The sequence below is a fragment of the Trichocoleus sp. Lan genome (assembly GCF_039961855.1).
Taxonomy (GTDB): Bacteria; Cyanobacteriota; Cyanobacteriia; order Cyanobacteriales; family FACHB-T130; genus FACHB-T130.
The window spans coordinates 20,869-37,659 of sequence record NZ_JAMPKA010000007.1 but is presented as its reverse complement, the minus strand read 5'-3'; the positions used below and the strand labels follow the sequence as shown (position 1 = coordinate 37,659).

General features: G+C 46.3%; 5 protein-coding genes. 4 read left to right on the top strand and 1 reads right to left on the bottom strand.

What is annotated here, in order from left to right:
• Positions 1-21: 21 nt before the first annotated feature.
• The 4 genes from NDA03_RS08225 to NDA03_RS08210 all read left to right on the top strand — a co-directional run bounded on the left by NDA03_RS08225 (position 22) and on the right by NDA03_RS08210 (position 14,586).
• On the top strand, positions 22-3,519 hold the full coding sequence (locus tag NDA03_RS08225) for an amino acid adenylation domain-containing protein (RefSeq protein WP_348237789.1): 3,498 nt from the start codon (positions 22-24) through the stop codon (positions 3,517-3,519).
• Entirely contained in the window at positions 3,516-9,230 is a 5,715-nt protein-coding gene (locus NDA03_RS08220; RefSeq protein ID WP_348237788.1) for an amino acid adenylation domain-containing protein, read from the top strand. The genes NDA03_RS08225 and NDA03_RS08220 overlap by 4 nt, the downstream gene beginning before the upstream one ends.
• A gap of 195 nt (positions 9,231-9,425) precedes the next feature.
• Complete coding sequence (locus NDA03_RS08215; protein WP_348237787.1) at positions 9,426-13,859, top strand: amino acid adenylation domain-containing protein; 4,434 nt, start codon at positions 9,426-9,428, stop codon at positions 13,857-13,859.
• Entirely contained in the window at positions 13,846-14,586 is a 741-nt protein-coding gene (locus NDA03_RS08210) for a thioesterase II family protein (protein WP_190666750.1), read from the top strand. The genes NDA03_RS08215 and NDA03_RS08210 overlap by 14 nt, the downstream gene beginning before the upstream one ends.
• A gap of 94 nt (positions 14,587-14,680) precedes the next feature.
• Here NDA03_RS08210 and NDA03_RS08205 read toward each other — a convergent pair whose 3' ends face one another.
• Positions 14,681-16,750, bottom strand: a complete 2,070-nt coding sequence (locus NDA03_RS08205; protein WP_348234229.1) for an acylase — start codon at positions 16,748-16,750, stop codon at positions 14,681-14,683.
• Positions 16,751-16,791: the final 41 nt, after the last annotated feature.

The following is a 16,791-nucleotide window of genomic DNA, read 5'->3' as shown; positions in this document are numbered from 1 at the left end:
CAGAATAGATGAGTTTTAAAAATGGATAATAAAGTTCTAGAAATGCAAAATGAAATCATTCAAGGCTTTCACATATCTCCCCAACAAAAGCGCCTGTGGGGTTTGCAAAAACTTAATTCACTTCAAGCTTATCAAGCGAAGTACTATCTTTTACTTGAAGGCGTTCTTAATGTAGAGATGTTGAAAGCATCCTTGCAAAAAATTGTTAATCGACATGAAATCCTTCGCACCCATTTTCGCTGTCTACCTGGAATGACGATTCCCTTACAAGTTATTTCAGATAGCAGCTCTATTAACTGGCAATCTATTGATTTGAGTTCTAGCAATATCCAAGAGCAAAAAAAACAACTGGAAGCGCTTTTTAACAAAATAAGTAATGAACACTGCAATTTTGAGCAAGATTCGCTATTACACCTATCCTTAATTACTCTGTCCGAGCAGAAGCATATTTTGCTGATTAATTTACCGGGTCTTTGTGCCGATGCTGCAACTTTACAGCATTTAGCAAAAGAAATTAGCCGGACATACGCTGCTTGCTGTCTCGGTACGGAACTCGACGATGAAATAATGCAGTATGCAGATATCTCCGAATGGCAGAATGAATTGCTAGAAGGAGAAGACACGGAAGCGGGACGAAACTATTGGGGAAAACAAGACTTTTTTGCACGGTTAAATATCGAGCTACCGTTTGAAAAGTTAGTTTCAGAACCAGCAAATTTTCAACCGCGATTTATTACAAAGACAATCAATCCCGACCGAGTAGCCGAAATAACAGCATTCGTGAGTAAGAATGGAACTGTGTCGTCATTCCTTCTGACTTGCTGGACAATTTTGCTTTGGCGGCTCACCAAATCTGGCTGTTTGGTAATTGGGACAGCTTTCGATGGTCGAAAATACGAGGAATTGGAATCAGCGCTGGGATTGTTTGCCAAATATTTACCGATTCAAAGCCATTTAGAACCAAAGCTTTCATTTGTTGACTTACTGCAAAGAGTTCATCAAGCGCAACAAGAAGTTTACCAATGGCAAGAATACTTTAGCTGGGATTTGAACGCATCGCCAGATTCATCATTTTTCACAGTTTGTTTTGAATTTAATCAAGCGGCTGATAAATATTCTGCTAATAGCGTTACCTTTTCAATTGAACGGCAGTATATTTGTATTGATCGCTTCAAAATCAAACTGGCTGGCGTTGAGCGGGATGACTCTTTGAGTATCGAGTTCCACTACGACGCAAACTTATTTGATGAAGCGGATATTCAGCGATTAGCTGAAAACTTTAGCACTTTAGTTGATAGTATCCTCGAAACTCCAGATGTTGCGATTAGTGAGTTAGGTATTCTCAGCAACGTAGAACGCCAGCAACTTCTAATTGAGTTTAACAATACCAAGATTGATTTTCCTCAATTTCAGGGAATACATCAACGATTTGAGCAACAGGTTGAAAAAACGCCGGACGCGATCGCGCTCGTTTACGAAGGCGAACAACTCACTTATCAACAGTTAAATCAACGCGCAAACCAACTCGCTCATTCCTTGCGAAAGCTGGGTGTTGCACCAGAAGTTTTAGTCGGTCTTTATCTAGAACGCTCCCTAGAGATGGTTGTTGGACTCTTGGGAGTGCTGAAAGCTGGGGGAGCTTATGTCCCCCTTGAACCCACCTTGCCATCGGATCGTCTAGCGTTCATCCTGCAAGATACGCAGGCAAAGGTGTTGTTAACGCAACAACAGTTAGTCAAAAATCTTCCCGACTCGACAGCTAGCATTTTCTGCTTAGATTCCGAGTCTGAAATGCAACAAGAGAGCGATTGCGCTACCGCGCAGCCTTCGGATCGCAACTTAGAATCAGTTGCCACAGTCGAAAATCTTGCCTATATAATTTACACCTCCGGCTCTACCGGAACACCCAAAGGCGTTGCGGTAGAACATCGACAAATTCTCAACTATCTCAATGGCATTTGTGAAAGATTGGATCTTCCCGATGGTGCCAGTTTTGCAATGGTTTCTACCTTTGCTGCCGACTTGGGAAATACAGTCTTATTCCCCTCTTTGTGTACGGGAGGATGTCTGCACATCATCTCCCAAGATCGCGCCGCCGATGCTGAAGCGCTATCGCAATATTTCCAGCAGCATCCAATTGATTGCCTCAAGATAGTTCCTTCTCATTTATCGGCTTTACTGACATCCTCTCAACCAGAATTTATTTTGCCTCGTCAGCGATTAATTTTAGGTGGGGAAGCATCTAGTTGGGGTTTGATTGAGAAAGTCCAGAACTTAGCTCCCTCATGTCGCATTCTCAATCACTACGGGCCAACAGAAACAACGGTCGGCGTACTTACCTATCAGGTGGAGAGTGGGAACGTAGCTAATGTTTCAAAGACAGTTCCACTCGGTCGTCCTTTAGCAAATACCCAAATTTATATCCTAGATAATCATCTCCAGCCTGTGCTTATTGGTGTATCTGGCGAGATTTACATTGGTGGAGAGAGTTTAGCGCGAGGTTATTTAAACCAGCCGGAACTAACCGCCAAAAGATTCATTTCGGACCCATTTTTAAAGAATTCAGGAGTCATATCAAGTCCCCTTCATGAACCAGCATTTCCTCTGAACCCCACCTCGCCACAGCCTACGGCTCCGGCTCCCCTCCCCGCCTGCGGGGAGGGGTTGGGGGTGGGGTGCTTTCCTGATGCGGTAAACGGATTTGATATCAAAAGTCAGGAGTCAGAAGAAAACTCAAAACTCAAAACTCAAAACTCAAAACTTTATAAAACTGGAGACTTGGCTCGCTATTTACCGGATGGAAACATTGAGTTTCTGGGACGAATTGACCATCAAGTAAAAATCCGGGGCTTCCGCATCGAATTGGGAGAAATTGAGGCAGTGCTAAGGCAGCATCCCGCCGTAGAACAGGCTGTGGTTGTAGTTCGCGAGGATTTGCCTGGGGACAAGCGTTTAGTTGCTTATTCGGTTTTGAGTCAGCAGCAGGGGAGTAGAGAAGAAGCCAGTCAATCAAATCTAATGGGTGACTTACGTTTTTTTGTAAAAGCGAAGTTGCCGGAATACATGATGCCTTCAGCTTTTGTGATTTTAAAGACTCTGCCTTTAACTGCTAATGGGAAAGTGGATCGGAAAAAACTGCCAGTACCTGAGCAAATTCGACCAGAGTTAGCAGGAACGTTTGTTGCTCCCCGCACCAATGTGGAGGAGATATTAGCTGGAATTTGGGCTGAAGCCATCGGGATTGAACAAGTGGGTATTTACGACAATTTTTTCGAGCTAGGAGGACATTCGCTGCTAGCAACTCAGGTGATTTCCCGATTACGTGACGCCTTTAATGTGGAGTTTCCCTTGCGGCAGTTTTTCGACTCTCCCACTGTCGCGGATTTAGCAGTCGCGATCGCGCAAAAACTTGCTGAACAGACCGATGAGGAAATGATGGCTCAAATGTTAGCAGAGTTAGAGGAAATCTCGGAGGAAGAAGTTCGAGAAGTTTTGGCTAAGGAAGGAGTAGGCAAATGAGTAATTTAAGCGAAGCGAAGCGCGACGACTTCGTCGTTCGCATCGCCGGACTTTCTCCAGAAAAACGCGAATTGCTGCTAAAACGGCTTAATCAGAAAAAAGAGCCGATCGTATCAACCCAAATCCCCCGCCAAAACCGGGATTCTAACTCGTTTCCCTTGTCATTTGCTCAACAGCGGTTGTGGTTTTTCGACCAATTAGAGCCGGGAAATACCAGCTATAACATCCCTGCGGCTGTGCGGGTTAAGGGAACGTTGGATGCGATCGCTCTCGAACACAGCCTCAACGCAATTATCGAGCGTCACGAAGCCTTGCGAACTGTCTTCACGACAGTTGATGGACACCCCGTTCAAGTCATTACCCCACAGTTGAAATTAACGCTTCCATTCGTCGATTTGCGGGAACTTCCCAACACCGAACGAGAGCAAGCAGTACGGCAATTAGCCACCGCAGAAGCGCAAAAACCCTTTGACCTCACACAGGCACCTTTGCTGCGAGTTAGCCTGCTGCATCTGAGCCAATTCGAGTATGTGGTGTTATTTACGATGCACCACATTGTTTCAGATGGGTGGTCAATGGGGATATTTATTCAAGAGTTAGTCACCTTTTATAAAGCTTTCTCTAGTAGCAAATTTTCACCCCTTCCTGAATTAAGTATTCAATATGCAGACTTTGCATTTTGGCAGCGACAGTGGCTACAAGGAGAAGTTTTAGAAACCCAGATTGCTTATTGGAAAAAGCAATTAGGATGCAATCTTCCCGTACTAGATTTGCCGACAGACCGACCGCGACCTGCGGTGCAAACCTTCCAAGGCGGAGAGGAAAAATTTGTTTTGTCCAAGGCGCTGACTGAGGCACTGACTAAACTAGGTCAGCAGCAAGGAGCGACTTTATTCATTGTTTTGCTGGCGGCGTTCAAAACGTTGCTTTATCGTTATACCGGACAGGAGGATATTTTAGTTGGTTCGCCAATTGCCAACCGCAACCGTGCCGAACTAGAAGGAATTATTGGCTTTTTTGCGAATACTTTAGTTCTGCGGACTGATTTATCGAATAATCCTACTTTTAAGGAGTTGTTAGGACGGGTGCGCGAGGTGGCGTTGGGAGCATACAGCCACCAGGATTTGCCCTTCGAGAAACTGGTAGAAGTGTTGCAGCCGGATCGGGATTTGAGCCGTAATCCGCTGTTTCAAGTGTTATTTGCTCTCCGTAATGTGCCGACACAAACTTTAGAATTGCCGGGAGTTTCTCTCAGTCTTGAAGAGATGGAGAGTCAAACGGCAAGATTTGATTTGGTACTCAACTTATCTCAGGAAGCAGGAGGTCTTACAGGAGTATTTGAATACAACAAAGAATTGTTTAATGCCAGCACCGTACAGCGGATGGCAGGACATTTTCAAACGTTGTTAGAAAGTATTGTTGCCAATAGCGATCGCTCTATCTCCACTTTGCCATTTTTAACGCAACCCGAACGGCATCAGTTGTTAGTGGAGTGGAACAATACTCACACGAACGACTCGACGGATCGCTGTCTGCACCAGTTGTTTGAAGAACAAGTGGAACGAACACCAGACGCGATCGCCATTATTTTTGAAAACCAGCAACTCACCTATGCCGAACTCAATGCCAAGGCAAATCAACTAGCGCATCATCTACAAAAACTCGGCGTGAAGCCAGAAGTTTTAGTGGGAATTTGTGTAGAACGTTCCCTAGAAATGGTCGTGGGATTGCTGGGCATTCTCAAAGCAGGTGGAGCCTACCTACCCCTAGATCCAGCCTATCCCCCAGAGCGTCTTGCTTTCATGTTAGAGGATGCTCAAGTTTCGGTGTTATTAACCCAAAAGCGGCTGTTAAATACCCTACCCTCGCATAATGCCGAGGTTGTATGCTTGGACGATTGGGAAAGCCTACAAATGGGCAGTCCAAATTTAGTTCAAAATCCCTCCAACTTAGCTTACGTTATCTACACTTCAGGCTCAACCGGACGACCCAAAGGTGTACAAATTTCCCACGCCTGTGTAGTCAATTTTCTAATTTCTATGGGTCAGAAATTAGAAATAACCGAGCTAGATATTTTATTAGCTGTCACCTCCTTATCTTTTGATATTGCGGCGCTGGAAATATTCCTCCCCATAACTGTAGGATCTCGCGTTGTCGTAGTACCCCGTGAAATCGCATCGGACGGCGCACAGTTGTTAACAACATTAACCAATTCTGGGGCGACCATCATGCAAGCAACGCCTGCTACTTGGCGACTGCTTTTGGCAGCAGGATGGCAGGGTAGTAAGAACTTGAAAATCCTCTGTGGTGGCGAAGCCTTACCTCGACAACTCGCCGCTCAATTGCTCGTACGAGGCGATCGCTTGTGGAACTTGTACGGCCCTACCGAAACCACGATTTGGTCTACTATTCATCCAGTTGAAAGTAGCGACGCTTGCGTTTCCATCGGGCGTCCCATTGCCAACACGCAAGTTTACATACTCGATACCCATCTACAGCCTGTCCCAGTGGGTGTTACGGGTGAACTGTATATCGGCGGCAAAGGTTTATCCAGAGGCTACCTAAATCGACCTGAACTGACAGCCGAGAAGTTCATTCCCAATCCATTTTTAGAGAAGTCAGAAAAGTCTGAATTACTGTACAAAACTGGAGATTTAGCGAGATATCTGCCGAATGGTGAATTGGAATATTTGGGACGCATCGACCACCAAGTTAAAGTGCGTGGCTTCCGTATCGAACTGGGCGAAATTGAAGCGGTACTAAGCCAACATCCAGGCGTGCAGCAAGCTGTCGTGATTGCTAGAGAAGACAATTCTAGCGACAAGTGTTTGGTTGCTTATGTCGTACTGAAGCAAGAAGCTGCAACGACACCCGTACAACTGCGCTCATTTCTCAAGGAGAAGCTACCTAATTACATGGTGCCTTCTAGCTTTGTACTGCTAGAGGCAATTCCTCTAACACCCAACGGAAAAATTGACCGTCGCGCATTGCCAGAACCCGACACCGCTAGACCAGAGTTAGAAAGCGCCTATATTGCTCCCCGCACCGCCATTGAGGAAGTTGTCGCAGGGATTTGGACTCAAGTTCTCGGTTTAGAGCAAGTCGGTATGCGCGATCGCTTCTTTGACTTAGGCGGACACTCGCTGCTGGCAACTCAGGTAATTTCTCGCCTCCGGGAAGCCTTTCAAGTTGAAATTCCCCTGCGTTCTCTGTTTGAGTCGCCTACAGTCGTTGGTTTGGCAGAACGGATTGAAACAGCTTGTCGCGCCCAAGAAAATCTTCAGGTTCCGCCTCTGGTGCCAGTTGCGCGGGAGGGGAAACTGCCCCTTTCTTTTGCTCAACAGCGATTGTGGTTCCTCGACCAATTAAATCCAGGCGATTCTGCCTATAACATTTCGGCAGCAGTGCGTCTGGTCGGTGCGCTCAATATCGTAGCGCTAGAGCAAAGCTTTCAGGCGATTATCCAGCGTCACGAAGCTTTAAGGACAACCTTTGCGACGGAAGCAGGACAACCTATTCAGGTAATTATCCCCTCTGCGGCTTTCAAACTGCCAGTAATAGACTTGCGAAAGTTGCCGCCGACTGAAAGAGAAGCCTCTGTGCTGCGACTTGCCACAGAGGAAGCGCAACGACCTTTCGACCTTACTCAATTGCCCTTGCTGCGCGTCACGTTATTACAACTGGATGAGGCAGAGAATGCGGTACTGCTGACCATGCACCACATCATTGCTGATGGCTGGTCGATGGGGGTACTGATCCGGGAAGTGGCGACCCTCTACGAAGCCTTTTGCGCCGGGAAACCCTCGCCACTGCCCGAATTGCCCATACAGTACGCAGACTATGCGGTTTGGCAACGACAATGGCTGCAAGGGGAGGTTTTGGAAGCCAAACTTGATTACTGGAAGCAGCAGTTAGGTCACAATCCGCCCCAGATTAAACTACCCACCAAACAACCGGCTGCTTCTACTTTTCAAGCTGGCATTCAATCCTTTGAGCTATCTCCAAAGCTGTCTGGGGCACTAAATGTACTCAGCCGCCAAGAAGGTGTAACTCTCTTCATGACGCTGCTGGCAGCCTTTCAGACACTGCTGCACCGCTACACCAGTCAGGATGACATCATTGTTGGCACCGATGTCGCCAATCGCACTCAAGTTGAAACTGAATCGTTGATTGGTTTCTTTGTCAACATTTTGGTCTTACGCACCGATCTGCGTGGCAACCCCAGTTTCCGCGAATTGCTGAAGCGAGTGCGCGACATTACTTTAAAAGCTTATGTCCATCAAGACTTGCCTTTTGAGAAGTTGGTCGAGGAACTGCGTCCTGAAAGGAATTTGAGCCGCACTCCCCTGTTTCAAGTGTTGTTCGTGATGCAAAATACGCCCGTACCCACTTTAGAACTTTCGAGTTTAACTTTAACCCCAATTGAAGTAGAGGGCGGGACAGCGAAATTTGATTTAGTGCTGTTCGTGTCAGAAACAAAGAATGGCATTGTTGGCAGTTGGAAGTACAACGCCGATTTATTTGATGCGGATGCGATCGCGCGCCTATCCGCTCATTTTGAAACCCTCCTCAACAGCATCGTCGCACAGCCGGATACGCGCCTCAATCGTTTAGAAATAGTTACCGAAGCTGAAAAAAAACAACAAGCCATGCAAGAAGTCAAACGCGAAAAGAGTAATTTCAGTAAGTTCAAAAACATCAAACCTAAAGCAGTTACTCTGCCCAAAGGCGAATTAGTCAAAACTGAAGATTTACAAGTCGGGGAAACATTCCCCTTGGTTCTCAAACCTGCGGTAAACGAGGTGGATATCATTGACTGGGCAAAAAATAACCAAGAATTCATCCAAACCAAGTTATTACAACATGGAGCAATCCTGTTTCGAGGCTTTAATGAACCTTTAGTGTCCGTTTTTGAGCAATTTGCCCAAGCCATTTGTCCCCAGCTATTTGGGGAATATGGAGACTTACCCCGTGAAGGAGTTAGCGGGCGAGTTTACGGTTCGACTCCTTATCCGGCGGATAAAGCTATCTTGTTTCATAATGAGAGTTCGCATTTACACCGTTGGCCTTTAAAAATTTGGTTTTTCTGTGTCAAAGCTGCACAGCAAGGCGGAGAAACCCCCATTATTGACTGTCGCAAAGTTTACCAGCTACTCGACTCCCAACTTAAAGAAATATTTGCCGAAAAGCAAATTATGTACGTCCGTAACTATACAAACGGATTAGATGTTAGCTGGCAAGAGTTTTTTAGAACGACCGATAAAAGTGTGGTAGAGGATTATTGCCGAAAAGCTGCAATCGAATTTGAGTGGAGAGAAGACAATGGGTTGAGAACTCGCCAAATTCGTCTGGCGATATCCAAGCACCCAAAAACGGGAGAGACGGTATTTTTTAATCAACTTTTCTTGCACCATGTCTCCTGCTTAGATCCAGCAGTCCGCACCTCTTTATTATCTGTATTTGGAGAAGAAAACCTGCCCCGGAATGTCTATTACGGAGATGGCACGACCATTGAAGATTCAGTAATAGCAGAAATTCAAGAAATTTATCGACAGGCATCTGTTAGTTTCCCTTGGCAGGAGGGAGACATATTAATGCTAGATAATATGTTAGCTGCACACAGCCGCAACCCATTTACAGGTTCGCGGAAGATTGTGGTAGCGATGGGGGAAATGACAACTGACCCAGAAATTAAAAGAGAGGCTTTTTAACGCAAAGGATCGCCAAGGAACCGCAAAGGAACCGCAAAGAAAAGTTAGCAACATTTGCGTTATTGCCTTAACGCCTAAATAGAGTTTTGCCAAAAAGTTCAAATATTTTTTTGCGGTTTCATAACCAAATTTTATTTGGTAACGAGTCTAACTTCTTTTACAAATCAATTAACGTGCATAGTGAGAGCATTAAAAATGCAAACCATAAATGGATTTCGGTTATCTCCTCAACAAAATTATCTTTGGCTATTGCAACAAGATAGCGCCGCTTATTGCGCTCAATGTGCCATTTTGATAGAAGGCAATCTCAAGACAAGAGCCTTAAAAGAAGCTATTCAGAAAATTATCAATCGGCACGAAATTCTCCGGACAAGTTTCCATCGAGAACCAGGGATAAAAATACCGATCCAAGTCATCAGCGATCGCTTCAACATCACTTCTTGGCATTCCATCAATGTAAGCAATTGCAATCCCCAGGAACAAGAAGCAAAAATCGAGGCAATTCTTCAAGAAGAAAGAGACTCAATTTCTACTTCCGAATCCGCTGGTTCGCTGCTACGTGCATCTTTAATTACTCTGTCGGATGACCAACATATTTTAATTGTTACTTTGCCTTCCCTTTGCGCCGACAGTTGGACATTGAAGAATCTGGTACAAGAAATTAGTCAAGGATACACCGCCAGTCTTCAAGGTGAGGAAATAGCCGAGGAAGAAGTTGTACAATACGTGCAATTTTCCGAGTGGCAGAATCAATTGCTTGAGGATGAAGAAGATTTAACAGGGAAAGAATACTGGAAGCAGCAAGATTTCGCTAACTTGGCTAATTTGAAGCTACCTTTAGAGAATAAATTGCTTGGTTTCCCAGGTAACTTTGAACTCAACTCTATTGAGGGTCAGATTGAGCCGGATTTAGTTGCCAAGATTACAGCGATCGCGCAAAAATACAATACTTCTATTTCAGCCGTTTTACTCACTTGCTGGAAAACTCTACTTTGGCGACTAACTAGACAGCCAGATATTATCGTTAGCACTGCTTTTAGTGGTCGGAAATATGAAGAATTAGAGTCAGCTTTAGGACTGTTTGCCAAATTTATACCACTTCGCACTCATTTAGAAGATAGCTTGAAACTCAGTGAAATATTACAACAAGTTCAGCAGTCTGTAAGTGATGCCGATAACTGGCAAGAGTATTTCTGTCAGGAAAATATTAGGAATGCAGCCTTATCCGTTTTCCCCTTTGGTTTCGAGTTTGAAGAACAGCTAAACACGTATTCTGCTAGCAATTTATCATTTTCGATTTACCAGCAGTATGTCTGCTGCGATCGCTTCAAAGTCAAACTCTCTTGCGTGCGTCGGGATGAGTCGCTGAGTGCAAAGTTTGACTATGATGCTGGCATCATCGGTCTAGAGGTGATTCAAGCCTTGGCAGAACAATTTCATGCCTTAGTAGAAAGTGCTGCTAACAACCCAGAAATCGCAGTTGGTGAGTTAAATATACTCAGCGATCGCTCTCGACACCAATTATTAGTTGAATTCAACAATACTCAAGCCGATTACCCCCGATCTAAGTGCATCCACCAACTGTTTGAAAAACAAACGGAACGCACCCCAGACAACATTGCCGTTGTATTTGAAAATCAGCAATTAACCTATCGAGAACTCAATGCGCGTGCCAACCAAATAGCACATCACCTGCAAGAGTTGGGAGTTAAACCAGAAGTCGTAGTCGGTATTTGCGTTGAACGTTCCCTAGAGATGGTGATAGGAATCCTAGGCATTCTTAAAGCTGGTGGCGCGTATCTTCCCCTAGATCCGGCAATGCCGACAGAACGCCTAGCTTTAATGTTGCAAGATGCTCAAGTCTCAGTGCTTGTAACCACACAGGATTTGGTCAATAAATTTAGCGACGAAGCAAGACAAATAGTTTGTTTGAATACAGAGGGCGATACCATCGCTCAAGAAAGCGACCGAAATTTGCCCGCTAAGGCAAGCGTACAGAACCTCGCTTATGTAATCTACACCTCCGGTTCCACTGGCAAACCTAAAGGAGTTGCCATCGAGCATCAACAACTACTAAATTATCTCAACGGTATTATTAATAGACTAGATTTGCCAGCAGGTGCAAGTTATGCCATTATTTCCACCTTCGCCGCCGATTTAGGTCATACCGTTGTTTTCCCGGCTTTGTGTACGGGTGGGTGTCTCCATATAGTCTCCCAAGAACGCGCAACTGACTCAGAAGCACTGGCAAATTACTTTCAAAACCATCCGATTGATTGCCTCAAAATTGTCCCCTCCCATCTATCTGCTTTACTGACTTCTAATTCCGCACATATCTTGCCTAGAAAGCGATTAATTCTAGGTGGTGAAGCTTTAACTTGGAATTTGATTGAGACAATTCAAAAACTAGCTGCCGACTGTCAAATCTTCAATCATTACGGACCAACAGAAGCAACGGTAGGCGTACTTACCTATCAAGTAGCGGGTCAGAAAGGGGAGCGGAATTCTGAAACAGTTCCTCTAGGTCGTCCAATCCCAAACACGCAGATTTATATCGTGGATGCTCATCTTCAGCCAGTTCCGATTGGCGTACCGGGTGAGTTATACATCGGTGGTGCTGGTTTGGCGCGAGGCTATCTGAATCGACCGGAACTCACAGCGCAAAAGTTTATTGCCAACCCGTTTAATCAAAACCAAACCCCCCGACAGACTTCCAGCCAAGGGAAGGGGGAGAGGTCTGAATCCCACCTTTACAAAACTGGAGACTTAGCTCGCTATTTGCCAGATGGAAACATCGAGTTTCTGGGACGAATTGACGACCAGGTGAAGCTTCGGGGTTTCCGTATAGAGTTAGGAGAAATTGAAGCGGTACTGTCGCAACATCCATCTGTACGCCAGAGTATTGTTTTGCTGCGAGAGGATGTGGGACAGCGTTTAGTGGCTTATATCGTTTCAAATTCAGCATTCATTAACGATAACGATCTGCGTTCCTTCCTCAAAGAGAAGCTACCCGAATACATGATGCCTTCTGCTTTCGTGATACTGAAAGCGTTGCCACTCACTCCAAATGGCAAAATAGACCGTTTGGCACTGCCAGCACCGGAGACAATAAAACCCGTAGCAGATACGTTTGTAGCTCCTCGCAACAGCGTTGAGGAGGTACTGGCTGGAATTTGGGTTCCACTTCTCAAACTGGAAAAGGTAGGGATTTATGACAATTTCTTCGACCTAGGGGGACACTCTTTACTCATCCCGCAGTTGCTTGCCAAGGTGCGAGAAACTTTCCAGATAGAACTGACCTTACGCGATTTTTTTGATGCTCCTACCATCGCCGATTTAGGGAAAAGCATTGAGATAAAACAGGGGACAATTCCTTTTGTAACTCCCGCCTCGAATTTAAATCTCAACGCTGAAGCTGTCTTAGATCCGACAATTCGCCCTAGCTCTATACTTACTGAGGCTATGGCTGAACCTAGTAGCATCTTTTTAACTGGAGCCACCGGATTTTTAGGAACTTTTTTACTATACGAACTTTTGCAACAAACTCAAGCAGATATCTATTGCTTGGTACGTTCCGCTAATGCAGAGAATGGTAAAAAACGGCTACAAAACAGCCTGGAATCTTATTCACTTTGGGAGGAAAATTTAAGCTCCAGAATTATCCCTGTTATGGGAGAGCTGTCTAAACCGCTTTTGGGGCTTTCAGATGAACAATTTCAAGAAATGGCTAGCAAAATCGATGTCATCTATCACAATGGTGCATTGGTTAATTTTACTTTTCCTTACTCTGCCCTTAAAGCTGCCAATGTACTGGGAACTCAGGAAGTTTTGAGATTGGCAAGTTTAATTAAACTTAAGCCAGTGCATTTTATTTCTAGCACTAATGCTGTTTCTCCGGCGGGCGGTTCTGGAGTCAGGGTCATTCGAGAACAGGATTCTATCAATTCTGAGGAAGTGATAGATACTGGTTACGCTCAGAGTAAATGGGTTGCCGAAAAGTTAGCAACGATTGCACGCGATCGCGGAATTCCGGTCTGTATTTACAGACCCGGACGGATATCCTGGCATAGCCAAACCGGGCTTTGCAACAAAAGCGATAATACCTTCAGATGGGTAAAAGGTTGTATCCAACTCGGTAGCGTTCCCAAGCGTGATGCAATGGTGAATTTAGTTCCGATAGATTATGCGAGTAGAGCGATCGCTTATCTATCCAAGCAGCAAGAATCCTTAAACAAGGATTTTCACATCGTCAATCCCTATCCCGCCCATTGGAACCAGGTTATTAATTGGGTTCGCTCGTTTGGCTATCCCCTTCAGGAAGTTTCATACGATCAATGGCACAGCGAACTATTGGAGGCGGCTAAAACATCTTCAGGAAATGCCTTGTCTCCCCTAGTGGATTTTATGAATCAACCAACATCACAAGAACCAGCCTCCACTACAGCAATTTTACAGTTTGACTGTCAGAATACCCTAGACGGGCTTGCCGGTTCTTCTATTGTTTGTCCGCCCTTAGAGGCTGAGTTGTTTGCGCCCTACTTTTCCTACCTAATTGATAACGGTTTGCTGGATGCTCCCCCAGTGGGTGAATTCGCTGCAACAACTCTTAACAATCATGTATTGTCCTAAGCCAAATCCTCTCTCCAGCCTGCGCCTGTTCTGCTTTCCCTATGCTGGTGGTGGGGCGCTCAATTTTCGCACCTGGTCTCAGGGTCTACCTGTGGGTGTCGAAGTTTGTGCTGTCGAACTTCCCGGACGAGGAAAGCGGATTTTGGAAGCGCCATTTACTCAGGCTTTACCTCTGGTGCAGGCGATCGCTCGCGCCCTTTTGCCATACTTAGACGAGCCATTTGCCTTCTTCGGTCACAGCATGGGCGCACTCGTCAGCTTCGAGGTGGCTCGTCTACTCCGCAGAGAGTACGGGATGAGTCCAGTCCATCTGTTTGTATCCGGTCGCAGCGCCCCTCAACTCCCGGCAAAAGAGCCGCCCATCCACGCCCTGCCAGAACCCGCTTTTATCGAGGAACTGCGCCGTCTTAACGGGACTCCCGAAGCAGTGCTAGAGAATGTGGAACTGATGGAACTGCTTCTCCCCATCCTGCGGGCAGATTTTGCCGTTCTTGAAACTTATGTTTATGCTACCGAACCGCCACTTCAGTGTCCTATCACTGCTTTTGGTGGTTTGCAGGATGTCAAAGTCAGCGTTGAGCGTCTTGAGGCTTGGCAACAGCAGACAAGCGCTGACTTCTCACTGCAAATGCTTCCCGGCGACCATTTCTTTGTGCAATCCGCTCAACCCCTGCTGCTTCAATTCCTTTCTAGAGAACTGGACTCAATCAGCACGCTTGGAAAGTAACACTCACGACTTTGCTTTTGATCGGGAGCGATCGCTTCTGGAAGCACAAAGCCCCTGGCATCAGTGCTAGGGGCTTTATTTTCATGAATGCGCCTCAGAATACCTTGCGCTCATCCAAATGAGCAACGATATCCTGACGCGATCGCCATACTGAACGCAACTGTTTTCGAGCAAATAGCGGTAACTGATCGTTAATATGGAGCGATCGCGGTTGAGTTGCATTGCCGTAGCTAATGAGTGCCATCGCCTTGACTGGGTTAGAAAACTCGACCGCAGCGATGTAAGAATCGCCCCCGACCGCTTGAAAGCGACCATCTTGCCTCGGGGCAAAATCAACAACGCGGAAGATGCCAAGGTCTCCAGAACCGCCATTGGCAGGCAAATCCACACCCTCAGAACGCAGCCGGAAAACTTCCCCCCAGGGGACATCTAGGGTTTTATAAGCCTCCTCCACCTTGGCTGCTGCCGTAGAAAGCACCTTCACTGCGCTCTGAGGATCTGCTAAACCGTCGGGTGTAGTACGCGGGGAATTCTCATTCCAGGGGGTACTAAATGCATTATCGAATTCCATCTCTTCCACCCAAAGGTAAAAGAGTACGCCACCCCGACTATCTGCATCCGCATTTCGATCCCAAGCTTGCAGCACATCAGCGGCTCGACGCGCTAATTTATCTCCATACTGCCGTGCAGCGGGAATTAGATCATCCAGGAAACGATCTGCCAGTTCCATGCGTGTCGAGTGCTTGTACTGAATCATTTCCTCAAAAGAAATTTGTTTATCCTCATCCAGCATTCTTGCGGAACGTTGCGCTCGAAAGTGCATGAAATGCGGTGCCATGTAGGGCGGGAAATCTGCTGGATTTAACGCTACTGGGAAAGTCGTTGCCCACGGTGGATCGTTGGTATTTTGCAACCAGCCGCTAGGTGGGTCAATGACGCGGGGCAAATCGCGGTAGGGATGCGTTTTCGTCCACAAGGTTTTAGACGTGTCGCCACGGATAATGCCTTCCCAGTATTCAAAGTTTCCAGATGTGCGAATTGGCACCTGCCCGTTAAATAGGTGCATGATATGTCCCTCGCGGTCTGCATACATCACCGTGAACATCGGAATCTGCAACCGCTTTAGGGCAGCCTCAAATTCAGGCAGTTTAGTGGCACGCGCCATCGAGTACCACTGCTCCAACGCTCCGGGTTGCTCAAGCCCCACAACCCGCAATGCCACGGCTTTTCCCTCCTTGCCTGCGACAACAGGGCCGTGAAGGGAACGTTGTACGACCAGTGATTCTGAGCGCAGTGTGCCATCATGCTGCTTCACCTTCAAGATTTTCTTTTCTGTCTCAAAGGCTTGAACCTTACCGTCGAAGCGATAGCCGCCGTCTTTTAGTTCCAGTTCGTAAGCGTCCCACCCGTCATGGGTATTGACTGTGTGAGTCCAGCCGAGATTATTGTTGAATGCGATCGCGAGTACGGGAAGTCCAACGAGTGTCGCCCCATAAGCATCAATTCCTGGTGCCGTAATCTGGGCTTCGTACCAGACAAATAAATCTGACCAAGGCAGGTGCGGGTTTGCCAGTAGCATCGCGTTTCCGCTTGCAGAATGCTTCGGCGCGATCGCCCACGCATTAGAACCCATTGATTTGTTATCGGCAAGGCTTTGAACAATCTGCGGATTCACAATAAATGTAAAATTCATCACCCGCTGTTCGTGAGCCAGGATATCTACTGGCTGGATTGGCAGCACCGCCTTCACTTCATCATCAATCAGTTCGGGATGTTCCTTGGCATAGGCATTGATTCCTGCGGCAAAGGCATCCAGATAACTGCGGAAAGCGGGACTCTGCGACTCATACCACTTGCTGGCACGTTCGGGAATTCCCATTGTTTGTACCCATTTATCTGACTCTAGGTACTCTTCTCCCCAGTATTCGGCACTTCGTCCCCGTGCCTGACCGTAGAGGCGCAACAGCAGGTTGCCATGACTTTGCATCTGCGCCCAACCAAAGGCACGAAATGCACTTCCTGCATCTTTGCCATAGATATGCGGTACGCCGTAGGTATCCCAGAGAATTTCAGTCGAGGCTGCTGGTAAGCTTAGACTCTGGCTCCCCAAAAATAGAGTAAAGATGAAACCTAATATTAATGGGAAAATCCGGAAAAATTTTATTTGAAAACCTCTGATTGCGTAGCGTCTACTACTTTTTTGCA

Bases quoted from the DNA above. Each gene is read 5' to 3' on its own strand.
- NDA03_RS08225 (WP_348237789.1), top strand. From the start codon at position 22: ATGGATAATAAAGTTCTAGAAATGCAAAATGAAATCATTCAAGGCTTT.
- NDA03_RS08220 (WP_348237788.1), top strand. From the start codon at position 3,516: ATGAGTAATTTAAGCGAAGCGAAGCGCGACGACTTCGTCGTTCGCATC.
- NDA03_RS08215 (WP_348237787.1), top strand. From the start codon at position 9,426: ATGCAAACCATAAATGGATTTCGGTTATCTCCTCAACAAAATTATCTT.
- NDA03_RS08210 (WP_190666750.1), top strand. From the start codon at position 13,846: ATGTATTGTCCTAAGCCAAATCCTCTCTCCAGCCTGCGCCTGTTCTGC.